28 protein-coding genes are annotated in these 26849 nt (G+C 31.1%); 2 read left to right on the top strand and 26 right to left on the bottom strand.

Annotated features, from left to right (window positions below):
* Positions 1-68 precede the first annotated feature (68 nt).
* Positions 69-836: an ABC transporter permease gene (locus ACTT9L_RS01090; RefSeq protein ID WP_440925406.1), complete on the bottom strand. Its 768-nt coding sequence runs from the start codon at positions 834-836 to the stop codon at positions 69-71.
* Positions 826-1761 carry an ABC transporter ATP-binding protein gene (locus ACTT9L_RS01085; RefSeq protein WP_440927534.1) on the bottom strand — a complete coding sequence of 312 codons (936 nt, stop codon included), beginning with the start codon at positions 1759-1761 and terminating at the stop codon, positions 826-828. Before ACTT9L_RS01085 ends, ACTT9L_RS01090 begins: the two co-directional genes overlap by 11 nt.
* 69 nt (positions 1762-1830) lie before the next feature.
* On the opposite strand from ACTT9L_RS01085, the gene ACTT9L_RS01080 reads away from it, so the two are divergent.
* Positions 1831-2199: a thioredoxin family protein gene (locus ACTT9L_RS01080; protein ID WP_440927533.1), complete on the top strand. Its 369-nt coding sequence runs from the start codon at positions 1831-1833 to the stop codon at positions 2197-2199.
* On the opposite strand, the gene ACTT9L_RS01075 is transcribed toward ACTT9L_RS01080, so the two are convergent.
* The 15 genes from ACTT9L_RS01075 to ACTT9L_RS01005 all read right to left on the bottom strand — a co-directional run bounded on the left by ACTT9L_RS01075 (position 2192) and on the right by ACTT9L_RS01005 (position 16687).
* Positions 2192-3631, bottom strand: a complete 1440-nt coding sequence (locus ACTT9L_RS01075) for a sodium:solute symporter family transporter (protein ID WP_440927532.1) — start codon at positions 3629-3631, stop codon at positions 2192-2194. The two genes, ACTT9L_RS01080 and ACTT9L_RS01075, sit on opposite strands and share 8 nt — an antisense overlap.
* A 119-nt stretch (positions 3632-3750) precedes the next feature.
* Entirely contained in the window at positions 3751-4044 is a 294-nt protein-coding gene (locus ACTT9L_RS01070; protein ID WP_440927531.1) for a hypothetical protein, read from the bottom strand.
* Positions 4045-4047: 3 nt separating this feature from the next.
* Positions 4048-4557, bottom strand: a complete 510-nt coding sequence (locus ACTT9L_RS01065; RefSeq protein ID WP_440927530.1) for a pentapeptide repeat-containing protein — start codon at positions 4555-4557, stop codon at positions 4048-4050.
* A 61-nt stretch (positions 4558-4618) separates the two neighbouring features.
* Complete coding sequence (locus ACTT9L_RS01060; RefSeq protein WP_440927529.1) at positions 4619-5656, bottom strand: Gfo/Idh/MocA family protein; 1038 nt, start codon at positions 5654-5656, stop codon at positions 4619-4621.
* A 1-nt stretch (position 5657) separates the two neighbouring features.
* The gene (locus ACTT9L_RS01055; RefSeq protein ID WP_440927528.1) at positions 5658-6641 is read right to left on the bottom strand and encodes an aldose epimerase family protein; all 984 of its coding nucleotides are present in this window, start codon (positions 6639-6641) and stop codon (positions 5658-5660) included.
* A gap of 8 nt (positions 6642-6649) precedes the next feature.
* A complete protein-coding gene (locus ACTT9L_RS01050; protein ID WP_075485964.1) occupies positions 6650-7411 on the bottom strand; it encodes an SDR family NAD(P)-dependent oxidoreductase in 762 nt (253 codons plus the stop codon).
* Positions 7412-7550: 139 nt separating this feature from the next.
* A complete protein-coding gene (locus ACTT9L_RS01045) occupies positions 7551-8399 on the bottom strand; it encodes a phytanoyl-CoA dioxygenase family protein (RefSeq protein WP_440927527.1) in 849 nt (282 codons plus the stop codon).
* A gap of 46 nt (positions 8400-8445) precedes the next feature.
* Positions 8446-9222: an ATP-binding cassette domain-containing protein gene (locus ACTT9L_RS01040; RefSeq protein WP_440927526.1), complete on the bottom strand. Its 777-nt coding sequence runs from the start codon at positions 9220-9222 to the stop codon at positions 8446-8448.
* Complete coding sequence (locus tag ACTT9L_RS01035; protein ID WP_440927525.1) at positions 9222-10817, bottom strand: ABC transporter permease; 1596 nt, start codon at positions 10815-10817, stop codon at positions 9222-9224. The genes ACTT9L_RS01040 and ACTT9L_RS01035 overlap by 1 nt, the downstream gene beginning before the upstream one ends.
* 71 nt (positions 10818-10888) lie before the next feature.
* Positions 10889-11794: a sugar ABC transporter substrate-binding protein gene (locus ACTT9L_RS01030; protein WP_440927524.1), complete on the bottom strand. Its 906-nt coding sequence runs from the start codon at positions 11792-11794 to the stop codon at positions 10889-10891.
* 258 nt (positions 11795-12052) lie between these two features.
* Positions 12053-12955: an ROK family protein gene (locus ACTT9L_RS01025; RefSeq protein WP_440927523.1), complete on the bottom strand. Its 903-nt coding sequence runs from the start codon at positions 12953-12955 to the stop codon at positions 12053-12055.
* A gap of 2 nt (positions 12956-12957) precedes the next feature.
* Positions 12958-13707, bottom strand: a complete 750-nt coding sequence (locus ACTT9L_RS01020) for an SDR family NAD(P)-dependent oxidoreductase (RefSeq protein WP_440927522.1) — start codon at positions 13705-13707, stop codon at positions 12958-12960.
* Between the two features lie 2 nt (positions 13708-13709).
* Entirely contained in the window at positions 13710-15182 is a 1473-nt protein-coding gene (locus ACTT9L_RS01015) for a tripartite tricarboxylate transporter permease (RefSeq protein WP_440927521.1), read from the bottom strand.
* Complete coding sequence (locus tag ACTT9L_RS01010; RefSeq protein WP_440927520.1) at positions 15183-15689, bottom strand: tripartite tricarboxylate transporter TctB family protein; 507 nt, start codon at positions 15687-15689, stop codon at positions 15183-15185.
* Positions 15690-15712: 23 nt separating this feature from the next.
* Positions 15713-16687, bottom strand: a complete 975-nt coding sequence (locus tag ACTT9L_RS01005) for a Bug family tripartite tricarboxylate transporter substrate binding protein (protein ID WP_075504332.1) — start codon at positions 16685-16687, stop codon at positions 15713-15715.
* 69 nt (positions 16688-16756) lie between these two features.
* On the opposite strand from ACTT9L_RS01005, the gene ACTT9L_RS01000 reads away from it, so the two are divergent.
* Positions 16757-17752: a 4-hydroxythreonine-4-phosphate dehydrogenase PdxA gene (locus ACTT9L_RS01000; RefSeq protein ID WP_440927519.1), complete on the top strand. Its 996-nt coding sequence runs from the start codon at positions 16757-16759 to the stop codon at positions 17750-17752.
* Here the strand turns inward: ACTT9L_RS01000 and ACTT9L_RS00995 are convergent.
* The 9 genes from ACTT9L_RS00995 to iolD all read right to left on the bottom strand — a co-directional run bounded on the left by ACTT9L_RS00995 (position 17749) and on the right by iolD (position 26843).
* Positions 17749-18510 carry an SDR family NAD(P)-dependent oxidoreductase gene (locus tag ACTT9L_RS00995; RefSeq protein ID WP_440927518.1) on the bottom strand — a complete coding sequence of 254 codons (762 nt, stop codon included), beginning with the start codon at positions 18508-18510 and terminating at the stop codon, positions 17749-17751. The two genes, ACTT9L_RS01000 and ACTT9L_RS00995, sit on opposite strands and share 4 nt — an antisense overlap.
* A gap of 14 nt (positions 18511-18524) precedes the next feature.
* A complete protein-coding gene (gene rbsK / locus ACTT9L_RS00990) occupies positions 18525-19439 on the bottom strand; it encodes a ribokinase (RefSeq protein ID WP_440927517.1) in 915 nt (304 codons plus the stop codon).
* A 3-nt stretch (positions 19440-19442) separates the two neighbouring features.
* The gene (locus ACTT9L_RS00985; protein ID WP_440927516.1) at positions 19443-19904 is read right to left on the bottom strand and encodes an RbsD/FucU family protein; all 462 of its coding nucleotides are present in this window, start codon (positions 19902-19904) and stop codon (positions 19443-19445) included.
* Between the two features lie 72 nt (positions 19905-19976).
* A complete protein-coding gene (locus ACTT9L_RS00980) occupies positions 19977-20909 on the bottom strand; it encodes a sugar ABC transporter substrate-binding protein (protein ID WP_440925425.1) in 933 nt (310 codons plus the stop codon).
* A gap of 118 nt (positions 20910-21027) precedes the next feature.
* The gene (locus tag ACTT9L_RS00975) at positions 21028-22041 is read right to left on the bottom strand and encodes an ABC transporter permease (RefSeq protein WP_440927515.1); all 1014 of its coding nucleotides are present in this window, start codon (positions 22039-22041) and stop codon (positions 21028-21030) included.
* A gap of 2 nt (positions 22042-22043) precedes the next feature.
* Positions 22044-22793 carry an ATP-binding cassette domain-containing protein gene (locus ACTT9L_RS00970; RefSeq protein ID WP_440927514.1) on the bottom strand — a complete coding sequence of 250 codons (750 nt, stop codon included), beginning with the start codon at positions 22791-22793 and terminating at the stop codon, positions 22044-22046.
* A gap of 22 nt (positions 22794-22815) precedes the next feature.
* On the bottom strand, positions 22816-23838 hold the full coding sequence (locus tag ACTT9L_RS00965) for an NAD(P)-dependent oxidoreductase (RefSeq protein ID WP_440927513.1): 1023 nt from the start codon (positions 23836-23838) through the stop codon (positions 22816-22818).
* Positions 23838-24992, bottom strand: a complete 1155-nt coding sequence (locus tag ACTT9L_RS00960; RefSeq protein ID WP_440927512.1) for a Gfo/Idh/MocA family protein — start codon at positions 24990-24992, stop codon at positions 23838-23840. The genes ACTT9L_RS00965 and ACTT9L_RS00960 overlap by 1 nt, the downstream gene beginning before the upstream one ends.
* A 6-nt stretch (positions 24993-24998) precedes the next feature.
* Positions 24999-26843 (bottom strand): 3D-(3,5/4)-trihydroxycyclohexane-1,2-dione acylhydrolase (decyclizing), encoded by a 1845-nt coding sequence (iolD, locus tag ACTT9L_RS00955; RefSeq protein ID WP_440927511.1) that lies wholly within the window; start codon positions 26841-26843, stop codon positions 24999-25001.
* Between the last annotated feature and the right edge of the window lie 6 nt (positions 26844-26849).

The raw sequence follows: 26849 nt of genomic DNA, 5'->3' as shown, positions 1-26849 counted from the left end.
GTAATTTTCTCCCAGAACAAAACAATCAAAAAAATAATAATAGCTGGAAGAATATATTTAATCATTATTTATGCTTTTATATTATAACCTTTTTTAAGAAGCGTTGTTACAATCACTATACAAATAATCAAAAAGCTTAACATTAAACCAACACTTATCCATATATTAAAATCTGATACTCCATAAAATGAAAACCTTAATCCATTTATCAGATATACTACTGGATTAAAATATGTAACTATTTGCCAAAACTCTGGAAGCATATCTAAAGAATATAAGCTTCCACCTAAAAAAACCATTGGAGTTATAACAAGAGTTGGTATGATTGACATTTGTTCGAAATTAGAACTCATCAATCCAATTAAAAAACCAAATAATGCAAAAGTAAATGAAACTAATACTAAAAGAAAAATCATTAATATTGGGAATTGCACTTCAACTTCAACAAAAAAAGTTGAAGTAATAAATATCATACAACCAACAATTAAAGTTTTGGTTGCTCCTGCACCAACAAATGCAAGAACTATTTCTAGAGTTGAAATTGGTGCAGCTAAAATTTCATAAATTGTTCCATTAAATTTAGGAAAAAAAATACCAAAGGATGTGTTACTTATTGATTGGGTTAATAATGTAAGCATCAACAAACCAGGTACGATGTATGATCCATAACTAATGCCATCAATATTTTCAACATACCCTCCGATTACTGAACCAAAAACAATAAAATATAAAGAAGTAGATAAAACTGGCGATAATAAAGATTGCATCAATGTTCGTCTAAATCTATCCATCTCATGAAGATAAATTGCTTTAAATGCGTAATAATTAAATTTCATTGTTTTCCTTTACTAAACTTACAAAAATTTTTTCTAAAGTACTTTGTTCTGTTTTTAGATCCTTTAGTTTAAATCCTGCATCTTTTAAATCTTGAAGTAAATTTGTAATTCCTGTTTGTTTTGCTTGAACATTGTAAGTATAATCAATTGACATTCTATCTTTTCCAATCTCAAGATTGTATTTTACTAAACTATTTGGTATTTCTTTAACGTCTTCCTGTAATTCTACCGTAAGTTTCTTATGACCCATTTTCTTTAATAATTCTTTTGTTTCATCAACAACTATTATTTCTCCTTGATTTATAACTCCTACTCTATCCGCAATAGCCTCTGCTTCTTCTATGTAGTGTGTGGTTAAAATTATTGTAACGCCAGTTTTTCTTAAACTTTCAACAACTTTCCACATGTCTTGTCTTAACTCAACATCTACTCCAGCAGTTGGTTCATCTAAAAACAAAATAGTTGGTTCATGAGATAATGCTTTAGCAATCAAAACTCTTCTTTTCATTCCTCCAGACAACTGTCTAAGTCTTAGATCTTTTTTATCCCATAAACTCAAATCTTTTAAAACTTTTTCAATATGTTTTTGGTCAGGTTTTTTTCCATATAAACCTCTGGAGTAGGAAACGTTATTAAATACGGTTTCAAATTGTTCCAGAGTAAGCTCTTGAGGAACTAAACCAATTTTTGACCTTGTTTCTCTATAATCATCAATAATATCAAATTCATCTACGGTAACTTTTCCTGAAGAAGGTCTTACTATTCCACAGATAATACTTATAAGAGTTGTCTTTCCTGCGCCATTTGGTCCAAGCATCGCAAAAATTTCACCCTTTTTAATATTAAGATTAATGTTTTTTAATGCTTCAAATCCATTGTCAAAGACTTTTGATAAGTTATTTATGGTAATTTGATCACTAGACATTTGATAACCATATATAGAGACAATTTATTGTATTACAATAAATTAAAATTTACGTTAAATAAAAAACATATGAAAAAATTTTTAATATTTATTTGTTTTGTATTAGCATTGACTTCCAAAGCAACTAGTAAAGAAACGACTTATGATAAACAATTATTTGATAAAGCTTTATCGGAAGGAAAAGTTGTTGTTGTGAGTTCTTGGATTAAATATTGCTCGTCATGTGCGGGTCAAATGGAAGTATTAAAAAAAGCAAAAAAAGATTTTGAAAATATGGAATACTTTGCTTTTGATGTAACAAATAAAGAAATTGCTAAATTTTTTAATATTCAATATCAAACAACACTTTTAATTTTTAAAGATAATAAAGAAGTTTACAGAAGTATTGGTGAGACAACCAAAGAACTTATTTATGACGCTTTAAAATCCTCTATCTAAATTTAATTTTCAAAATTATTACTGGCAAGAAAGTTGCAACCAAAAAAGATAAAAATAATAAAGATTGAGCTATAAAAGGTGAAAATATATCTGTAGGAAAAATTACTCCTACTAATAAACTTTTAGAAAAATCTGGAAATGGAAACATTAAAAATCCTGCAATTAAACCAATTATAATTGAAACATAAGCATTTTTTTCATCCACCTTATTATAGAAACTATAAAAAACAGTCACTACAAACGCACAACAAAATAAATCTGCAAGTAAGAACAAATATAAAATATCAAATCCTTTTGAAGCAACTCCAAAAGCAATTACAGACAAGATTAAAATGAAATATTTAGATATTTTTAAGTAATCAGTTTTTTTATCTAATTTAAAAGTTGGTTTGCCATCAACTACAAACAAGCTTGAAATAGCATTAACTAAAGTATCAACAGTAGATATTGTTAATGCAAGACCAAGTACAACGATCAATAAGGATAAAATTTCTGTTTGATCTTTTAATAATAAATTAAAAAATCCTAAATCTGGTCTAACAGATGGGTCCATTGAAAATGAAACCATTCCAATAAATCCCATTAAAAAAACTATTGGAACAATAATAAAGAAAGAAATTATCAAACCAGTTTTTAATATTTGATAATCTTTTGCTGCATATACTCTTTGCCAATTTCCTTGATGAAATAAATTAGTTGCTGCAACTGCTATAAAAAAAGTTAATCCAGCAGTGTATCCTGGAATATATTTTGAACTTATTAGTTGAGGGTTTTTCTCATTAACTAAAGAAAAAGAAAAATTATCCCCTGAAGATGAACTAATGATTGAAATCAAAACAAATAATAAAACACCAATTACAATCATTTGAATATTATCAGTAAATATTGATGCTCTTAGCCCCCCATAAAGTGTGTAGCTTAATGTAGCTACCAAAACTATTAACGCTGTAATCCACAATTCTGTTCCAGATATATAATTGATTAATACAGCAACCGCTGTTACTTCTGCACAAAGAAAAATAAACATATAAAAGATTGTCATTAACAAAATAAACTTAAATAGGCTTTTGCTAAATTTCTTTCTCATAAACTCAACTAAAGAAGACCCTTTTGGAAACTCTTTTCTAATTTTTTTTCCAAAATAAATTAAGAAAATCATCGGAAAAGCTGTGCCTAATGCATATCCAATAACAGCACCTACTCCACCCCATGTTGCAGCCGCAACTGGACCAAATAGAATCCAGGCTCCTAAAGCTGATGCTACTAGACTTGTGGTAAGTGAAAATAAACCAATGTTTCTATTTGCAGTTAAATAATTATTTATTCCTCTAAATTTTTTAGAATGATAAATTCCCAAGAAAGCAAATATTAAACTAATTGTAATAACTAATGTTAATGAGGTTGATTGAGTTAAAAAATATGTTTTATCCATTTTATCCCTTTCTGAATTACCGGACAGGTTCTTTGGGTATGATCTCAGTCTGTTAAGACACCCCTTGTTGATATACTTAATATATTTTGTTTATTATTGAAAGTCTTTTTAAAATTTAATTATTTCCGATTTTTATGGTTCATTATTTCGATCATACATTGTGTAGCGTACTCTCTCCACTCAGATGAAGTTTTATTTTTTAAGCTATTAAGATGGTTTCTGTTACTTTGAATATCATCTTTATGCTTAATATAATCAGCACCATTTAAATTTGATTCCATACTGGACAGGTTTGTTTCCATTGCTTTTATCCATTCTTTCCCAAGCTCAACACATTTTTGATCATCTTTTTCATCACAAATTTGTTTAAAAAAATTAAAAATAACATCATCAGTATTTACTGAGGTATTCATTAACTATTGATTACAAGTACCAATCGACTCTGGACCACACGTTTGACCATTGGTCCAAGTAGCTCCAGTTAAATTAGCTCCATCAAAATTAGCATTGGTAATGTTAGATGATGTAAAATTAGCTTCCATCAAATTAGAGTTTTGAAAATTAGCTTCGATCAATGTTGCGCCCATAAAATCAACTCTGGTTAAGTTTGCTCCAGTAAAGTTAGTTTTTTCAAAATTCGCACCAATTGAAACAGATTCATAAAGATTAGCTCTTACAAAAGTAGATTCTGGAAAAGTACCAAATGATAGATTTGATGTCATCATAATGCTTTTATCAAAATTTACTTGAATAAAACTTGCAAAAGAAAGATTTGAATTTGGAAGATAACTTCCTTGTAAATCTTGAGAATCTGAAAATCTACAATTAGAATAATCTACACCTTCTGTTAAAGGATCGTCACATGCAGCATTTGAATTTGTAAAAAATAAAAAACTAAATAAAGCAAGTAAGATAATTTTTTTCATATAAAAAGTTAACAAATAAAATATGTCAAAACAATGAATGATTTAAATTTTAATAAAAAGTTTATATTCTTACTTTTTTGCCAGTTTTCGCACTTTTAGTTATTGCTGCAAAAATTTTGAGAGAAATTAAACCATCATTACCATTCACTTTTGGTTTAGCTTTTTTAGTAACTACATCAGCAAAATGGTTAATTTGATTTACTAATGTATTGTCATCTTTTTTGTTTTTATCTTCATTAACAAAAATCTTATTCCACCAGCTTCGTTCTTTTTTATAAAACCAATATTTAAGATTAGGAAACTGTAAAGAACCTTTTGTGCCTCCAATCATATATGCAGATTGGTTTGTAATTGGGTATGCAGGATTTTCTCCAGCGGTCAATTCATAACTCCAAGGTGCAACAATTGTATCTGACAAATTTAGTGTACAAAGTGCTCCTGAATTAAAGATCAAACTTATTGTAGCTGTATCTTCTACTTGAAATTTTCTAGTTATATTTGTTGTAAACGCTTGAACATATTTTATTGAACCCAATAAATAACAAATCATATCAATATCATGAACTAAATTGATGCCTAAAGGCCCACCACCTTTACTTACTCTCCATTTTTCTTTGTAATAGGTTCTGTGTTTATAAAGCCAACATAAAACATTTGCTGAAACTATATTTCCTAATTTTCCTTTATCAATTAAACCTTTTACCTTTGATACTATTGAGTTATGTCTTCTGTGATAACCTATTAATAATGGTGTTTTATTTTTATTTGCACTACTAATAATTTTTTTAGCTGAATTAATATTATCTGAAATAGGTTTTTCTAACAATACTGGAATTTTATTTTTTAAAAAACTTACTGTATGCTTTTCATGGAGTTGATTTGGAGTAGCAACAATCACTGCATCTAAATTTTTTGAATTTAACAGTTCACCTGTATTTGAATACAATGGAATCTTGTATTTTTTAGATAAATTTTTAGCGTTATCACCAATCTCTACTATCGAATGAAGATTTGCTTTCTTTGATTTTTGAATAGCTTTTATATGTTGTAAACCCATTAGTCCTGTTCCAACAATTGATATGTTTATTTTTTTTTTCATTTTATGAGATTTTTATCTTTGTAAAGTACTTATAAAGTTTTTTGGGTTTAATTAGAGTACTTGGAAAATTTTTGTTATTTGGTGCATCTGGATAGTGTTGAGTTTCTAAACAAACACCCTGGTAAGGATAAAGTTTGTTTTTAAATCGCAAACCCTGACTAGTATAAAGCTGTATCCCAGGAAGATTTGAATAAAAATCTAATTGAATATTAGTTTTTTTATTTTTTAATGAGGCTAAATAATTTTTGGAATTTTTTTTAACACAAAATGTTAAATCAAATCCTAATGCATTTATTTTATTTAGTGTTATTTTTGTTTTTTTATTTTTGATAATATTTATTTTTTCTCCAATATTTTTAAACTTATTAAAATCATTAATAGTATTTTTAACTTTTTCAAATTTACCAGTTGGGATCAATTTATTGTTCACCTCAAGATATTTTTCAGAATTAATTTTTAACTCATGATTAAAAATTGTTTCTTTTTTATTTTTATTTAAATTCCAATAACTGTGATTTGTTAAACTCACATGCGTTAATTTATTTGATTTGTATTGATATATGATAAATAAACTTTTATTCTTAATTTCAAATATACACTGTGAATTTAGATCTCCTGGAAAACCTTGATCTAGATTTTTAGATAATAATTGATAGATTATTTTAGCTTTTGAATGATGGTGTATTTTCCATTCCAACCTATCAAATCCTATTTTTCCTCCATGAAGTGTATTTCTTCCCTCATTGCCATCGAGTCTATAAATCTTTTTTTTAATCTTAAATCTTGAATTTGATATTCTTCCTGCGTACCGGCCACACGTAGCACCTACATAAAAATTTTTATTTCTATAATTTTTTTTAGAGCCAAGATTTAAGATTAAATTTATCTTCTTTTGCTTATCATAAACTTCATACAAACAAGCACCAATATTAATTGATTTAACTCTTAGATACTTATTTTCTATTATTGAGCTTTGTACTTTCACAAAGCTTATTACAACCAGCCTTTATCAACAATGTAAGATTGATTTGTGCATCCACCTGATTGTTCTGATGAAAAAAACAATACTGCTTGGGCAAGCTCATGGGGTAACAATCTCTCTTTTAAACATTGGTTTTTCATCAAGTCTTTTTCGGACTCCTCGTTTAACCAAAGATCAATTTGTCTTTGTGTTAAAACCCAGCCTGGTACTACTGAGTTAACCCTAATGTTAAATTCACCTAAATCTCTCGCAAATGATCTTGTCAAACCAACTACTCCAGATTTTGCAGCTGTATAAGCTGCCATACCACCTTGTCCAACCATCCAAGAAGAAGATCCTATATTGACAATTACACCACCCTTATTTTCAATCATTGATTTTTTAACTGACTGAACTGTGAAAAAATAATGTCTTAGGTTTACATTCATTCTTTCGTTCCAATATTCTTCTGTAACATCATCAATTTTGTGTCTTGTGTCGTTAGCAGCATTGTTGATTAAGATATCAATTGGGCCTTTTTGATCTATTATGTCTGCTATTGTCTTTTGAAGTTGTTTTATATTTAACAAATCACATTCAATAAAAGTTGGTATTGAATATTTTTTATTTTTGATATCTTCAATTAATTTTTCAGCCTCTGACACTTTAATATCTATAAAATAAACCTCAGAACCTTGTTCACAAAAATGTTCAACAATTGAAGCTCCAATTCCTGATCCTCCACCTGTAATAAATACTCTTTTATTTTCTAGATCATAATATTTTACTTTCATTTTCCTAATCCTCCGCCTGTTATAAATGCTCTTATATTTTTAAAATCTTAATGTTTACAAATTCTATTAGCTTAATATTTTCTATTCTGTTTATTTTATTATTAATATTTATAGAGAATTTAAATTAAAAATATAGATTTTATTTAGCTTTATAACCTAAACCAATATTATTTGTTTTTTTGCTCGCATCCATAATTTTTGGATATTCATAATTTAACCCTAAAAGCTGTCGCACTTTTGGACTTGAATTATTTTTAAAGTCTTCAGATAAATAAGTGACTAAATCCTCTACTGGCTTTATATATTTAGGAAGAAACTCTATCAATAATGCTGCTCTTTGGTGATTTGATTTATTTGGTGATGCTCCATGCCAACAGTTACCATTAAAAAAAACTAAATCTCCAGGATTAGCAATCATTTGTTGTTTATTTGAAAAATCGTCATTTTCATTTGGATAATGTAATTTCTTTTGCGATCCTGGTATGTATGCAGTTGCTCCTGATTGTTCTGAACAAATATCTAGAGGAATGGTAGCCTGACAGTTTTGTGCGAATGAGCTATTAAGACCCATAGGAAAAGTTTCACTATTATAAAAATCCCAATACGGATAATCTATATGAAGTTCCTGTCCTATTGACCCTGGTAACAATCTACTTGCGCAGTAAGAACCACAAAAAAATTCTGAACCTAAAAGTTTAGACATTAAGCTAAAAATAATGTCATTTGTAATTAACTTACTAAATACCTCTCCTTTACCAAATAAATTCCATATCCTTTGCTGAAGTTTAATCTTATCAGATGCTTCAGCCTCAGCATTAAAGTGAGTTTCTTTTTGTTCCTGTGTATCAGCAAAATGATTAACAATCTCTCTTGCTTCTTTGATATCATTTAAATTGTATGCATTTTCAATAACTATAACTCCGGTTTCATGCATTAATTCATTTATTGCTTCAGTAATATTAAAACCTTCTCTTGAGAATTTACGCATACATAAATCTTAAGTGAAAAAAAATTAAAAAAAAATAAAAAAATTATTACTCTAATTCTTGAGCAAGATCACCAATTTTTGCACCACCTGACATCAATCTTTTTACATCTTCACCACCAAGTTCTGAAGATAATCCTGAACCGATCACTTCTCCTAAACTTAAAAAAGTATATCTATCAGCTATAAGGCGTGCATGAATTTCATTGTGTGTTATAAGTATAATTGCAATATTTCCAAGCCTTTGAACTTTTTTTATTGTTTTTAAAACTTCCATTTGCTGCTTTTGACCTAATGCTGATGTAGGTTCATCTAATATTAATATCTTTGCACCAAAGTAAATTGCTCTTGCAATAGCCAAAGTTTGTCTTTGTCCACCTGACATTGTTCCAACAGGTTGGTTGGGGTTTGAAATATTAATTCCAATTTTAGACATTTCTTCTGTTGTTATTTTGTCCATTTCATCCATTTGCATCAAGCCAAATGGGCCAGGTCCTTTTTTTATTTCACGTCCAAGAAAAAAATTTCTTGTTACTGAAGTTAAAGCATTGAGTGCTAAATCTTGATAAACTGTACCAATTCCCGCATCAGATGCTTGTCGCGGTGTAGAAAAATTAACAGTTTCTCCATCAACTTTTATTTCTCCACTTGTCATTAGATGAACTCCAGATAACACTTTGATCAAAGTTGACTTTCCAGCTCCATTATCACCTAAAAGAGCATGAACTTCTCCTGGATAGACATCTAATGAAACACCATTTAAAGCAGTAAATGTTCCAAATTTTTTTACTACATTTTTTAGTTCAATTAATGGTTTTTTATCCATTAGATATTTCCCATAATTCGTTTCCTAATATTCTCATTTGTAAGAGCAGCAGTAACAAGAACAGCTCCAAGGAAGACCCTATAGAATGATCCGTCAATTCCTGGAATATAAAAGAAAGCTTCTTTTGCTATTCCAAAAATAATTGTGCCAAGAATAATTCCACCTATTGTTCCGAAACCTCCTGTTAGCACGACACCACCAATAACCGCTGCAGCAATTGCTTCTAATTCTTTTAAATTACCTTTAGCTGTATCCGCAGTATTAACTTCAAACACTTGACATGCTGCAAACATAGTTGCGCAGAATGCAGTATTCACAAATAATGAAATCTTAACTTTGTTTGTTGGCACACCATTAGCCTTTGCAGCACTAAGATTTCCTCCAGTTGAGTAAATCCAGTTACCTGCTTGAGTTTTGCTCAAAATAAAATAAAAAATTAGAGCGATAAGTAACCAAATCATTAAACAAGAATACATTCCTTTAGCAAAAATGTTCCCATAGTTATTTACATTCCAATCTGCTGTAAAATACAACCAGTTAAAAATTGGTTCCATTATATCACCTCCAAAAAAGTTAGCGACTGGTCTTGCAGTATAAATTGTGTCAATATAAGCTTTTGCTATATCAATATCTGTAACTGCTTTTGCTGCAACTTCAGGAACATTTACTCCAGCTTCTATTTTTTTTGTCAAAATTTCCACCATTGAATCATTGCCAGATTTTTTTGCTCCAGCTAAAGATTTTTCTAAAGTTGCAATCATTTTTTCTGAATTTGAGGCAGTTTTAAAAGCTGCAACTTTTTCGTTAATATATGTTAATTTTTCGGTTAATTTTGCTACCGTGCTTGCCGGCACAGTGCTAAGAATTTCTAATAATTGGTCATTTGGTAAATTTTTAGCCGCATCTCTTTCCATTTCTCCATGACCTGGTACATTTATTATGTTTTTAATATCTGGTAAATCTGTAACGGTTGTTGAGCCAGCAGTTTGATCAGGAGCTCTGTTAAATGCTCTATAAGATACTTCTGTTAAACCCCTTAAAAAGAAAAGTCCACCTAGTGTTACAATGAAAGAAGCTATACCACTTTTAACTATTATCCATCCCTGAATCCATCCAAAAGATAGAGTCATGCATAAAGTAATTAATATTGCTAGTAGTGGAGAGACATCTCTTATTTCAAATAACCTTAATCCTTCAAAATGAAAACCTCCTTCAAAAGATATGTAAGGAATAACAACAGCAAAACCCCATTTTAGTATCATTGCCATACAACCGCCAGCAAAACCGATCATTGAACCAACGGAAAGATCAAATTCTCCTGCTATAATTAACATTCCAGCAGCAAGCGCTACGATTCCTAATTGAGCTATTACCCTAAAATTATTTCTAATTCCTAATGCATTAAATCCTTCTCCAGAAAAAGGGTTAAAAGAAAATTGTCCTTCTGGAATTGAAAAGTACCCTAACAAACAAAAAAGCAATAGCATCACCCCAAAAGGTCCAATCTCTGGACGAGAGGTAAAGGCAGAATACCATTTTTTTTCACCCTGTCGGTCTGACTCTTGTCTTGGTTTGTTTGTTGTTGGTGTGTTCATTTAAAAAAAAAGATTCGTTAATTTAAAAAAAAAGGGCCGATTTCGCAATCGACCCTTTAAATTATATTAAATTATCTGTCAATTCCTGCAAGAGCAGCAACTGAAGAAGCGTTAGACTTGTCAACGAAGCCAGGTCCTGATGGGATGTTAGCTCCTGGAAGAAGTCCAGCACTGTTGTTGTACAAGTGCAATACGATGATTGGCACATAACCTTGTAATCTTTGTTGTTGATCGATAGTGAAAGAAACTCTTCCAGATCCGATTAAGTCCATAACTGCAGGACTCAAGTCGAAGCAAGAGTGGTGTACTGTCATACCAAGATCAACTAAAGCTTTGTCAACAGCTTCACATACGTGTGGTCCTACTGAAAGGATCGCATTGATATCACTGTTAGCTTGTAAAGCAGCAGTAGCTCTAGTTTGAATAGTTGCAGGGTCAGATGTAGTATCAGTCATTTGCATTGGAACTGCAGAACCGTAACCTTCACATCTGTCTACAAGAGCTGTATTGTATGCTTCTTGAATCATACATAATGCTTTAGTAGCACCTTCAGCTTTTGCTCTTTCACCAGCTTTTTGTCCAGCAAGTAATTCAGGCTGACCAACGTGCATTAAAGCACCTAGGCTAGCAGACGACTCTAAACCAGAGTTCATTGTAATTACCGGAACACCAGCAGCAACAGCAGCTTTAATAGCTGGGCCTAATGCATCTGGATCTGGTAAAGAAATTACCATTCCATCTGGTTGAGTAGCTGCAGCAGCTTGAATTGAGCTTGCCATATCAGCCATATCAGCAGAAGGGTTGTAGATGTATTCAAAGTCAGCACCGATTGCTCTAGCTGCATCTTCACCACCTTTTTGAACTACTGGCCAAAAAGGATCTTTACCTTCACCATGAGTAATCATGACGTATCTTTCAGCGAACGCAGAAGTTGCAAATAATGCAAGAGCTGCAATCGAAAGTATAAGTTTTTTCATTATTTCCCTCTTATTAGTTAGTTAATTTAATATATATATTAATTATTAAGTCGGGATTTAAACACATTCAAACATAAGTAGTAAAGTAAAAAATAAAATTACTCAAAATTTATATATAATATCTATATCTAATTTATTTTGTTAAAATTAAAATAAATTCAACTCTTGGTTGATATTAATTTTTAATAATTTTTTTTATATTTTTCATCCTTTTAAGAAAAATTAAACTTTTTTTTATTAAATTATGAATAGAATTTTCTAATATGTTGTGCTTCTTCCTAATCTTGCAGCACCTCTAACACCACTAGCATCTCCATATCTAGGTTTTAAAAAAACACCTTCATATTCTCTTCCAATAACAAATTTTCTAACTAACGAGTCTATTTCATTTAAAAAATCAATTTCGTTTGAAACTCCTCCTCCAAATATAAAAGCATCAGGATCTAAAATATTTATAATACTTGAAAGAGACATTGCCAAATTTACTTTAAAATCATCTATAAATCTTTCGGCATCTAAATCATGTTTTCTATTCAATTCAAAAATTTCATTTGTTTTTAAATTTTTTCCATAAAGTTTCTTAAATCTTTTTGCTAAACTTAAACCAGATAAAAAACTTTCTATCTCTGCCTCCCTAGCATTACTTGAGTCGAAGTTTTCTTTCTTAGCTGCAAAATATGGAATTTGGTTGTGTCCCCATTCACCTGCAACTCCATTCGAGCCAGTAATAATTTTTTTGTCTATTACTAAACCACCTCCAACTCCTGAACCTAATATAATTCCATAAACAATTTTGTAATGTTTACCTGATCCATCTATAGCTTCTGATAGAGCAAAACAGTTTGCATCATTTTCACAAAATACCTCTTTTCCGAGTGCTTTACGTAGATCACTTTGAAATGGCTTTTTTTCTAACCAATTTAAATTTGGTGCATTTTTTACTAACCCTGTTTGAGGAGAATGAACTCCTGGATGACAAACTCCAATTGGAAGTTCTTGTTTAAACTCTTTTTCTAATTGTTTATGGATATCTCTTATAGCAGTTATAATTTGAGTATACTCCTTTGGACACGATATTCTTGATCTGTGTTTTTCGTTTCCATTTACTTCAAGAACAACGCTCTCTATTTTGGTTGCACCAACATCAATTCCTATTTGCATAACTAATATGTGGCTCTTCCACCACTTAAATCAAAAACTGCTGCAGTTGAAAATGAATTTTCTTCACTGGCTAACCAAGTTACTAATGACGCTAATTCTTCAACTTTTGCAAATTTGTTTCTGGGAATTTTTGATAACATATAATTTATATGTTCTTCTGTCATTTGATCAAATATTCTGGTCTTAGCTGCTGCTGGTGTTACACAATTTACAGCTATATTTTTTTGTGCAAGCTCTTTACCTAGAGATTTAGTTAAACCTATAACACCTGCCTTAGATGTACTGTAAGCGCTTGCGTTTGGGTTTCCTTCTTTACCTGCAATAGACGCAATATTAACAATTCTTCCGTAATCATTCTTAGACATAAATGGAACAACTGCTTTGCAACAGTAAAAAACTGCATTTAAGTTTAAGTTAATTACCTTATTCCACTCTTCTATTGGATATTCTGCAACTGTAGTGTTCATTCCAGCTACACCCGCATTGTTAATAAAGATATCAATCTTACCATGTGATTTTTCAACTTCAGATAATTTTGAATTTATTGCATCATAATTGCTAACATCAACTATTTGATAAGTTAAGTTTTCTGAATTTACTTTTTCTAAAGATTTTTTGGCTTCACTTTCGTCTATATCCCAAATTACTACTTTAGCTCCAGACTCAATAAATCTTTCAGTGATAGCTAAACCAAATCCTTGAGCTCCACCTGTTACAATTGCTACTCTGTTTTTTAAATCATATTTAATCATCTTTATTTTTTAAATTTTTTTGATCTTATTAAAGGAAAAGCTAAGGCAATTAAAGACAAAATAAAGAACGTTAAAGCTATTGGTCTTGTGAAAAACATTAACCAATTTCCATCAAATATAACCAGAGATTGTCTTAAAGTACCCTCAACTAACTCACCTAAAATCAATCCAATGATAACTGGTACAACTGAGAAACCATATCTTCTCATAAAGAAACCTAGAACACCAAAAAATAACATTATCCATACATCAATTATAGATTGGTTTAGTGAATAGGTTCCACAAACTGAAACTGCAAAAATCATTGGCCATAAAATTTTATTTGGCACTAGTGTTATTCTTGCAAAAATTTTTGCTCCAAAGAAACCAAATATAAAAAACAAAACATTAGCAATTAACATTGCTCCAAAGATTCCATATAAAAAATCGGGTTGTTCTCTAAATAAATCAGGACCAGGTCTTACACCATGTATAATTAATCCAGTTAGGATAACAGCAGTTGTTGCACTCCCAGGAATTCCAAGCGCAAGTGTTGGAACCATTGCACCTCCTGTTGCTGCATTATTTGCTGCTTCTGCACCCGCAATACCTTCTATAGAACCTTTTCCAAACTCTTCGGGTTTTTTTGAAAATCTTTTTGCTTCTGAATATCCAATTAAAGATGCAACTGTTCCACCTTCAGCAGGTAACACTCCAATAAACGAACCTATACCGCTGGATCTTAAAATTGTTTTCCAGGTTTGTTTATAATCATCTTTACTTGGAAGTTTTATTGCTTTTAAAGCTATTCTATTAAATACTTGGTTAATTAAAGTTGATTGAGTTAACATCTCGCTCATAGCAAATAACCCAACTACTACCGGTATAAAACCAATCCCTTCAGTTAATTCATTAATTCCAAAAGTAAACCGATCAATTGAAGTCATAAAATCTTTACCAACAGTTGAAATTAAAATTCCAAATGCGCCTGCAATTAAATTCTTAATTGGACTTCCCTCTCCTATTGATGCAAGCATCGTTAAACCAAAAATAGCTAATGCAAAATATTCTGGTTGACCAAATTCATATGCAAGTTGAGCCAGAATAGGTGCGAAAAAGACAAGAATAATAACACTAAAAATACCCCCAACTGTACTAGAAACAGTTGCCATTCCTAAAGCCCTTCCAGCCTCCCCCTTTTGTGCTAAAGGATACCCGTCTAAACAAGTTGCGGCAGCAGCTGGGGTTCCAGGTGTATTAATTAAAACTGCAGTTATTGCACCTCCATAAGTCCCTGCACAATAAATAGAGGTTAACAATACAATTGCTGATAATGGATCTAGTGTCATTGTAAAAGGTAAAATCAATGCTCCACCAGTTGTTGGTCCTAAACCAGGTAGAACACCTAATATTAAACCAAACAAAGTTCCAAAAAATAAAACCAACAATAGCTTTGAGCTAAACAAAGGAGCCATCATTAATAATAAATTGTCCATCTAGCTATAATAAATATTAGTTATAATTCCAGGTGGAAATCTTAAACCTAAAATTGTTTCAAAAAAAACAAAGACAATCACAGGAAAAATTATCCCAACAAGTAATAAATAAAATATTCTTTTTTCTCCCCAATAATAGGAAACAAAAATAGATAAAGCTGAAATTGCTAAAAAGAAATCTAAAGTTTTTGAAATCACCACAAAAATAAAAAAACTTAAAATTGTTAAATAAAATGATTTAGGTAATTTTTTTTCAATTTTCCAAGGATTTTTGATTGCTAAATAATAAATTAGTAAACTCATTACTATTATTAAAATCAAAAGTGCCTTTGGAAATGTTGCTGGTTGAATTCCTCTATTTAAAATAGGAGGAACAATATCAAATGTAAAAGTAGTGATTAATAACGCTACAGAAGTTAAAATAATAACCAAACAAACTTTAAACTCGTCTCTAACAAAAAAGGGCAAACTTTTGTTTGCCCTTTTTTGTTTTTGTACATTCTTCATATCTAAATGTACTTTTGATTAGATTAGTTTATGTAACCTAATGCTTTAAGCTGAGCAGTCATTTCTGTAAGCATTTCTTCCATTTGCTTACCCCACTCGTCAGCACCAACTACACTAGTGTCATCAAGACCAATTTCAGTTAAGAAATTTTTGTAATAGTTGTGGCTCATAGCTTTCATCATTCCAGCTTCTAATTGTTTTACTCTGTCTGCTGGAGCACCTTTTTTAGTTACGAAACCTCTAACAGTAGATAAAGAAACAGGTATACCTAATTCCTTTGCTGTTGGAGAATCTCCAATTTTTGCCATTCTATTATTTGCTAATACAACTGATACACAAAGTTTACCTTCATTAATTTCAGTTAGTGCTTCACCTAAGTTTAAAACACCTACATCAATATCTCCTTTGATAAGGTTAGTTTTAATTGGCGCAACACCTTTGTAAGCAACGATTGTTGGATCTTTTAATCCACCTTTTTTTGTAAATGCAATTGCACTAACATCGTCAATACCACCAGTATGAGTAGTTCCATATTTTAGTGATTTTGATTTTTGAGTACTAATAAATTTTTTAGCATCTTTAATATCGTTTTTACAATTTACAACAAATAACTGAGGGTCATCCGTTCCTCTAGCAAGTGGTTGCATATCACTTAACTTAACTTTAGTTTTTCCTAAAGCCATGGAAACAGCATGACCTGTTGTCCAAGTTAAAGTGTGATTTCCATCAGCTGGTAAAGACATCATATAATCCATAGATGCGGCCCCACCACCACCTTTTTTGTTTACTAATTGCATGTCTTGCTTAAGGACTCTTCTTGCTCTTAATAACATCATTCTAGTAGTAACGTCAGTTCCACCACCAAAACCAGCGTGTGTAATTGCTTGTATTGGGTGACCATCAGCTTTAGCTGATGTGATCATTAATGGAAGAGCTACAACAAAAAATTCAGTTACTAGAAAAGCAGCTGCTAAAAATAGTTTAAAGCTTTTTTTCATTATTTCCCTCTTAAGTTAATTTATATATAATAATTTAAACATAATCTGCTACAAGACGTAAAGAAAAAAATGACTGAAAATAAATCTAACATAGCTCTTCTACTTGGTGATCCAGCTGGAATTGGACCAGAATTAATTTCAAAACTTTTAAATGATGAAATGACAAAAAAAGCAAACATCGTCATAATCGGTGAGAAACAAGTTTTTGAAAGCGGAAATAGTATTACAGGAATTTCACATAATATAGATGTTGTAGAAAATTTTGATGATGTAAATTTTGATAAAGCAAATAGATATTTGTTAGATATTTCTAAAGGTAAGAATCATAAATATAAATTAGCGGAACCATCAAAAGAGTCTGGTGAAAGTGTATTAGAAGCTTTAGATTTAGCCTTAACTCTAGCTAAAGAAAAAAAAATAGATGCAATTAATTTTGCACCAATGAATAAAACAAGTTTAAAACTTGGGGGAAATAAACATTCAGATGAATTACAGTTAATGGCTGAAAAACTTGAAGTAAATAGTTTTTGTTGCGAATTTAATGTTATAGATAATTTTTGGACAGCAAGAGTAACATCTCATATTCCAATAAAAGAAGTTGCTCAACATATTACTAAAGATAATATCATTAAACCTATAAAATTAATTAATGAGGTTATGGAGTTGAATGGTGTAAAAAATCCTAGAATTGCCATTCAAGCTCTGAATCCACACGCAGAGTTTGGGACAGAGGAAAAAGATGAGATCATTCCTGCGATTGAAGAGGCAAAAAAACTTGGCTACAATGTTGATGGTCCATTGCCATGCGATACATCTTTTGTTGTAGCTTATAAAAATAAAAACCATGATTGTATGGTTGGTATGTATCATGATGCACTTCAATCTGGACTTAAGGCGTTTGGCTTTGATAGAGGAGTAACAGTTCAAGGCGGATTGACTGTACCAGTAACTACTACTGCTCATGGATCAGCATTTGCTATCGCTGGAAAAAATGAGGCTAATCTAGCTCCAATCTTAAACTCTTTTAAGATTGCTTTATCAATGTCTCAAAATAAGAAAAACTAAATTAATCCTGCGTCAACTGTAAAGTTTTGTTTTGTACATCCTGATGAAACATCAGACGCTAAGAATAAAACCATTTTTGAAACATCTTCAGGTAATAATTGTTTTTTTAAAGCCTGATTTTTTAATATTTCTTTTTTAAATTTTGGATTAAGCCACAATTTGGATTGTCTAGCTGTTGCGATTGAACCAGGTGCAATTGAATTAATTCTTATATTATGTTTTCCTAAATCTCTTGCTAAAGATCTTGTTAATCCATGAATTCCTGCTTTTGCAATACTGTATGCTGGAAACATTACTGCTCCTCTAACCCAACTGACAGACCCTAAATTTATTATTGATCCACCTTTGTTTTTTATCATGCTTTTTTTAACTGATTGTATTGCAAACAAATAATGCTTTAAATTAATCGCCATTCTATCATCCCAATATTTTTCTGTAATTTTCTCTAAACTATGCCTTTGGTCGTTAGAAGCGTTGTTTACTAAAATATCAATAGGACCCTGTTTTTTGATTATGTTTAAAATTGATAATTTATATTTTTTTATATTTTTAATGTCACATTCCACAAAATTTGGAATTTTAAATTTTTTCTTTTTGATCTTATTAATAGTTTTTTTTGCCTCTTTTTTATCAATATCGAAAAAATACACTTCCACTCCTTGCTCACAGAGATGTTCAACAATTGAAGAACCAATCCCAGAGGCTCCTCCTGAAATTAAAGCTCTTTTATTTTTAAGATCAAAATATTCAGTTTTCATTTTTAAAAAAAATATTAATAACTCTTTATATATTCCAAAGATGGCATTGAAGCTGCTGCGCCTTGTTTAGTGGTTGAAATTGCTGCAACTTGATTTGCAAAAGTGAGTACTTCTTTAATTTGTAAATCTTTTGATAACCCTACAGCTAATGCAGCATTGAAAGCATCACCTGCGCCTGTAGTATCAAGTACTGGGTCTTTAAGTTCAAATGCTTCTACGAAAAAATTTTCTTTTTTATTTGCAAAATAACATCCTCTTTCTCCTAATGTTATAATAATGTTTTTAATACCTTTTTTTAAAAATTCCTCTGAAGCATTTTTGATATCTTTTTCTGTTTCAATTTTTTTATTTAAATAAAATTCTGCTTCAGTTTCATTAGGTGTAAAAAAATCTATTAATTTAAAATCATTATCTTTAATTTTGCATGCTGGTGCTGGATTTAATATTGTGGCTAATCCTTTTTCTTTAGCTTTTTTTAATGCATAGCTAGTAACCTCATAAGGTGTTTCTAGTTGTGTTAAAAATATTTCTGCTTTTGCAATAAAATTTAAATTTTTTTCAATATCATCATGGGTAATAGTTCCAGCAGCACCAGGTATTATATTTATTGCATTCTCACCTGTTTTTTCATTTACCATTATTCCTGCAACTCCAGTTGAGTGATTTTCATCTTGAATTATACAAGCAGTGTCTATGCCCAATTCTTTATATAAAGTTAAAGCCATCTCACCATTTTTGTCTTTGCCAATTTTTGTAATAAAATTTACGCTTCCATTGAGTTTAGCTGCTGCAATTGCTTGGTTTGACCCTTTTCCACCTGGTCCAATAATATGTTGCGAACCTAGAATAGTTTGTCCTTTTTCAGGGATAGCGTTAGAAATGAAGCAAAGATCTGCAACAAATACACCAAAAACTGAAATGGTTTTCATTTTTTAAGTCCAAACGTTTCCGTCAGGCAAAATGACTCCTTTGGTAAGTATAAAACAGCCAAACGGTCTTGCGTCTGTTGTAGTAACAATGCAATAAGCTTTTTTAGCCTCTTGATAAAATTCTTGTCTTGAAATTGATCCCACATTCCAATTTTCTCCTGAGATTTTTTTTACAACTTCAATAAATTCTTTATGTGTTTCAGTTAACTCCTCAGGTTTATCATCTACTTCCATTCTTAAAGCTGGAGATCCTCCTTTTGAATTAATAAAACTATCTAGTGGAAAAACTGAAAGTATGGCAGAGGCTGCTTCTTTTATGCCAACTCCGTCTAATCTTATTACTTTTTCATTTGTAGTATATGCTGGAAAATTAGCATCAGCTAATATCAGTTTTTCTCCATGACCCATAGATCTTAGATGAAAAAGTAAATCTGGGCTTAATACTGGATCAATTTTAATAAGCATGGATTATTATATTACATAAAAAAAAGGGTGGAATTAAATTCCACCCTTTTTTTTAAATTATATACCTATCGATTATTTAAAATCGTTGGCGTTTTCTTTTGTTACTAATTGTGTTCCTGTATCAATGTTTGGATCAATACTTCCACCATTAGCTAACTCTAGAGCATATTTTACTCCATATGCACCCATGTTGTAAGAAAACTGAGCAATTGTTGCTGTCATCTCTCCTTTTAAGATACTTGTAGCTGCATCTGGAGTAGCATCAAATCCTACTACAACAACATCATTCATGTCCGCATCTTTAAGAGCCTGCATAGCGCCTAAGCCCATATTATCATTTGAAGCAAATATTGCTTTAATATTTGGATTTTTTAAAATAATCGACTCAGTAACGGATCTACCTTTCGCAGTGTCCCACTCAGCAGTTTGAGTTGCAACAATGTTCAATCCACAATTTTTAAAACCTTTTATTGCACCATCTCTTCTTAACAACGCTGTAGATTGTGACTCAATACCAGTTAAAATTGCAACATCTGAACCTTTAGGAGTTTTATCACAAATAAATTTTGCAGCTAACTCTGCACCATTCATGTTGTTTGTTCCAATAAAAGTTACTCCTTCATTTATTCCTTTTGTATCAACAAATACTACTGGAACTCCACTCTTGATCGCATCATCAACGATCGGAGCAAAAGCATTTGGATCTCCTGGTGCAAGTGCTAAAGCATCAACACCTTTTGCCAGTTGGTCCTCTACTTGATTTATCTGTGCCTGAACATCTCCTTCTTGTGGAGGTGCAATTAAAATTAATTTAACACCTAGTTTTTTAGCTTCCTCTTCAGCACCTTTTGTTACAGATGCCCAAAAAGGATTTCCTGATCCAGGACCTTTAATACTGAATAGAATTTTTTTACCATGTCCATCAGCAAAAGAGACTGAACCTATACTGATCGATAAAAAAATTGCTGTAAAAAAAACAACAATTTTTCTTGTTAAGTTTTTCATTTATTTCCCCTATTGTTATTTAAAGTTAAATTAAATAAAAAAATTCAGAAGAGTTCAACTATTTATAAGTATGCTAAGACAATTTTGAATACAACCAAGGCGTGTAAATATATATAATTTATTTTCTAGTTCCCAAATCTCTTCTTAATACGTCTACATAAACTGCAAGAACTATTATGGATCCTATCAAAACTTGCTGCCAAAAAGAACTAACATCCATCAAATTGAGACCATTTCTCAGAATTCCCATTATCATTACACCTGCAAATACTCCTAGGACTGTACCTCTTCCACCAAAAAAACTTGCTCCTCCGATTATACATGCTGCGATCGCATCAAGTTCAGATTGAAGTCCAGCGTTGGGATAACCTGAGTCAGTTCTGCCTGCTAAAATTAAAGCACCAATACCTGATAGAAATCCACATAGTGAGTAAACTATAACTAAAATTTTGTTAACATTTATTCCAGATGCTCTAGCAGCATTTGGATTTCCTCCGATTGCATAAATCCATTTTCCGGTTTTGCTATGATTTAAAAAAATCCAAAAAATTATATATACAATAGCAATTAATACTAAACTTACTGGAAGGTATTGCGATTTTTCTAATCCTAACCATTGAAGATCAATTCTTCCATGACCGAGGTACCTAACTTCATCTGTAAAACCACTTATTGGGGTTCCACCAGAAATTAAGTTTCCAGTTCCTCTAAATATATAAAGAGTACCTAAAGTCATTATAAAAGGATGCGGCATGCGAAGTAAGGTGATACCTAGGCCATTAAATAGACCACATAAAAACCCTGCAATCAAAGGTGTAATAACTACAATGTACCAAGGTGCTCCAGCTTTAGCAACAACAGCCAATATCATTAATGATAACATCATGATTGAACCAACCGAAAGATCTATCCCAGCAGTCACAATTACCATAAATACTCCCAAGGCTAACATTGACTGCCAAGATATTTGTTTAAAAACGTTAGTTACATTTCTCCAAGATAAAAAAACATCTGGTTGCAAAATGTGCATAACCAAAATCATAATTACTAATAAAAGAAGAATTCCATATTTTTCTAAATATGGCATTAGTTTCAAATGAAGACTTACAATTTTTTTATCTTTATCTTCCATATTTATTTTTTTCCCATAATCCAACCAATCACTTCATCTCTAGATGTACTTGATAGGTTGGCTTCTGCAAAATTAGTTCCTTGAAATAAAGCCATCACTCTGTCACATACTGTAAATATATCATCCATTCTATGACTTATAACAATCACTCCAACACCTGTTTTTTTTAAACTATTAATAAGATCTAAAACTTTACCCACTTCTTTGATTGCTAATGCTGCAGTCGGTTCATCCATAATTACTACTTTAGCATTAAAGGCTGTTGATCGTGCGATTGCCACAGCTTGTCTTTGACCACCTGAAAGTTCCTCTACTTTTTGATCGGCACTTTTAACATTAATTTTTAACTTATCTAAATGAGCATTAGTTAACTCTTTAATTTTATTAAAATCTAATAGTTTTAAAAATCCTAAATTTTTTGTTGGCTCTCTTCCTAAAAAAATATTTTCACCAATAGGTAAATTACCTGCTAGAGCAAGATCTTGATAAACCATTTCTAAACCTAAATTTTGAGAGTCTCTTGGACTTTCTAATATTTCTTCTTTGCCTTGGAAAAATAAGGAACCTGCGCTTGGTTTATAAAGTCCCGACAAAACTTTCATTAAAGTTGATTTTCCTGCTCCGTTATCTCCTACTACACCCAAACATTCTCCAGCATGAACCTTTAAGTTAACATTTTCTAATGCAGTAATAGTTCCAAAATATTTTGTTATCCCCTTAGCTTCTAAGAGTGGATTAGTAGTTGCCGACATAATTCATAAAATTATTAAAAAATCAATTAATTGCAACTGGTTTTGAGGCCAATAATCGTACTGTTTTCAATTCAGCTTTTTTGCAAAATTTTGGTTTTAAATTTTTTGAAATTAGATGCATGTCCTTTAAAACAATATCCCCCATACTATAAAAGGCCTCTGTTAAAGCTCCTGCTCTATGCGCTGAAAACAAAATATTTTTGACTTTTCTAATTGGGTCATTTTTTCTCACTGGTTCCACAGGAAATACGTCAGTAGCTACATAAATATCTCCCTTTTTAACTCTATCGATTAAATCTTTAAAATTTACAACTGCTGCTCGACTCATCAATATGAATAGTGAGTTAGGTTTCATTTTGTTAATTAAATTTTTATTAACTAAATTTTTATTCTTAGTTGTTACAGCGGCTAAAACATAGATAATTTCACATGTTTTAAACATTTGATTTAAACCAACAGGTTTAAATCCGAAGCTTTTAATTTTATTCTTTGATAACCATGGGTCATAAACATTTATATCTTTAGTAAATGGAAGCAACATTGGATATAAAGATTTAGCTAAATCACCAAAACCCAGTAATCCAATTTTTTTTCCTGATAATAAAGATGCTTTTAAATTGCTTTCTAACCCATATTTTTCTTTACCTTTTACAAAATCAAAATGAGCATTATGAATATTCCTTAATAGAGAAAGTGTCATTCCTAATGCAATTTCAGCGACAGGATTTGAAAACACTGGGGAAGTTGCAATTACATGGATTCCTTTTTTAGCACAATAAACATAATCAACGTTATTCATAAAATTACTTTCAACATTGATTATTGCTTTCAATTTTTTTGCTTTTGACAGAATTTTTTTATCTAAGTCTGGCTGACCCATAATGAAAGTAGCCTTATCAATATAGTTTTCATAAAATTGTCTTTTTTTTTTATCAGGTGCTACTAAAACCTTATATTTTGTTTTTAATTCTATTAATTTTTTTTTCCTAAAAATCAGATCCAGTGTTCTTGGGAAAGGATCAGATATAACAATTGATTTTGACACTAAATTAAAATTTTTTTTACTTCTTCTTCGGTAAATTTTTTTGGTTTATCACATTTTGTTTGTATTTTTTGAGGAATTCCAGTATTTGCTGCCCTCATGGTTGACTCTATTATATCTAATACATGTAAAGATAAATCACCTGAACACCTGTGCTTTTTATTTTTCTGAATAGAATATAACATTTCAGATAAACCAACACTCCGATAGTTCGCATTTGTTGCAGCTTCATTTGATCTTCCACTAGAAGAAGTTATGTTTATTTTTCCTAAATGCATCTTATCTGTTTTATGTTCTCCCCATTTTCCACCCTCTGTAACAGAAATAAAAACAGAACCACCAAACATATTGGGATCTGGAACAATAATCGATCCCTTTGTGCCATAAAGCTCCATGTGATTTCTTTGATGATTAATTACATCAAAAGAAAGTGTTACTTGAATTATAGCACCGCTGTGAAATTGGATTGTTGCTAAGTATGTTGTAGGAGTTTCAACTTTAAATGATTTATTTTTTTTTGGACCCACTCCATAAATTCTTTTTTTAAAGGCAGTTAATGTTCTTCCTTGCACTTGTTTTGCTGGTCCAAGTAAATTTACTAAGGTTGTAAAAAAGTATGGTCCCATATCTATTACTGGACCTCCTTCTTTTTTATACCATGACTCAGGTTTTGGATGAAAAGACTCTACCCCTGGAAATGCAAAAATGGCATTACCTAATTTAATCTCTCCAATCAAATCAGAGTCAATTAATTCTCGAGCTTTTTGAATTCCTCCACCTAAAAATGTATCTGGAGCATTTCCAAGATAAAGTTTATTTTTTTTTGCTAGTGAGACAAGTTCTTTACCTTTTGCAAAATAAGTTGCTAATGGTTTTTCTGAATAAACATGTTTACCTGAAGTCAAAACTTTTTTTGAGACTGAATAATGAGATTGTGGAATTGTTAAGTTTAAAATAACTTCTATTTCATTGTCTTTTAAAATTTCCGAAACTGTTTTAGATTTAATATTGTATAATTTTGCACATTTATCGGCTGCTTTTTGATCAATATCTGCACATGCAATTATTTTAAAATTATTAAAATATTGTTGCCCCCTAAAGTATGTCTCAGCAATATGACCACAGCCTATAAGACCGACCTTAAAAATTTTATTCATAAAGGTTTATACGCCTTGTCTTTGTTTATCTTTTCCTTCTTTATAAAGTTTTAAAGCTTCTTCATTCTCTTTAGTGGTTGGAATTTCTAGTGTAGGGCTATCCCAAAAAGATGAACCTTCAACCCATTTGTAAGCATGAGTTTTAATTGAAATAACATAAGTCACATCAGATGCTTTTGCTCTCTTAAATGCAGCTTCAAGATCTGAAAGTGAAGTAACGTGTTCAGATTTTGCACCCATACTTTCCGCATGTTTTGCAAAATCTACATCAACTAAGCCAGGTGTATTAGAACTCTTCAATAAGTTGTTGTACTCTTTACCACCTTTAAATAATTGTAATCGATTAATAACTGCAAAGCCCCCGTTATCACAAACAATTATAATTAATTTATTTTTTGTGATAACTGAAGAATAAATGTCAGTATTATTTAATAGATAAGATCCATCTCCTACAAAAGAAATTACTTCTTTATCTGGATTTGCCATTTTGATTCCTAAAGCTCCAGAAATTTCATAACCCATACAACTAAAACCCCATTCTGTTTCATGAGTATTTAGTTCTCTTGGTCTCCAAACTTGAATTACCTCACCAACTAAACCTCCTGCAGCTGTAACTGCAATATCTGTAGGATCAGAATTTCTATAGATTGCACCAATTGCTTGGACATAACTTGGGACTTCCTGATTAGTTGGGGCACTCTCTTTATCTATATGTTCATTCCATGACTTAAGCTCAATTTGAGATTTTTTATTCCAATCTTCTCCTACTTTCCAATCACCTAAGGCTTGAGAAAGTTCAGTTAATGAAACTTTTGCATCTCCAACAACTGCTTGTGCTAAATGTTTATTAGCATCATATCTTGATACATTGATAGAAACTAATTTGAAATTTTCGTTTTCAAAATTTGCCCATGATCCTGTTGTAAAATCAGCAAGTTTTGTTCCAACTGCAATGGCAAGATCAGTTTCTTTAGCTAATGTATTTGTATTTTTTCCTCCCAGGCCTCCAATTTGACCTGCAAAATGAGAATGGTCTCGCTTCATTGTTGAGTAGCCCATTACAGTTTGTGTAACTGGGATGTTGTGTTTAATTGCAAACTGACTCAATTCTTCCATTGCATCTGAATAAAATACTCCACCTCCAGATATTATAATTGGATTTTTTGAAGATTTAATTTTATCAACTGCTTCTTTTATTTGAAATTCATCTGGTCTTGGTCTTCGTATTGTGTGAACTTTTTCTTGAAAAAATTCTACTGGATAATCAAAAGTTTGGCCTTGGATATCTTGACTCAATGAAATACAAGCAGGACCACAATCAGCAGGATCTAACATTGTCTGGACTGCTATTGGAAATGATTGAATTATTTGTTCAGGTCTAGTGATACGATCAAAATATCTCGTAACTGGTTTGAAAGCATCATTTGCAGTTGTGCTTGGGTTGTTAAATTGTTCAACTTGTTGCAGTACTGGATCTGGCATTCTATTTGCATAAGTATCACCAGGTAAAAATAAAATTGGTAATCTATTGCTCATAGCAACTGCTGCAGCTGTAACCATATTTGTTGCCCCAGGTCCAACAGATGATGTCGCTACAAAAATTTGTTGTCTTCTTTTTGCTCTCGCATAACCAATTCCTGTAAGAGCCATATTTTGCTCATGATGCCCTCTATATGTCGGAAGATCTTTTTGATTTTCCTCTAATGCTTGACCTAAGCAAGCTACATTTCCATGTCCAAAAATTCCAAAGACACCTGGAAATAAAGGTTCTTTTTTGCCATTAATTAATATTTTTTGAGCAATTAAATATTTAACTATTGCATGAGCACATGTGAGGGTAATTTTTTTCATAAATAT

The sequence above is a fragment of the Candidatus Pelagibacter sp. genome (genome assembly GCF_052049675.1).
GTDB lineage: Bacteria > Pseudomonadota > Alphaproteobacteria > Pelagibacterales > Pelagibacteraceae > Pelagibacter.
This window is presented reverse-complemented; position numbering and strand designations above follow the sequence as displayed.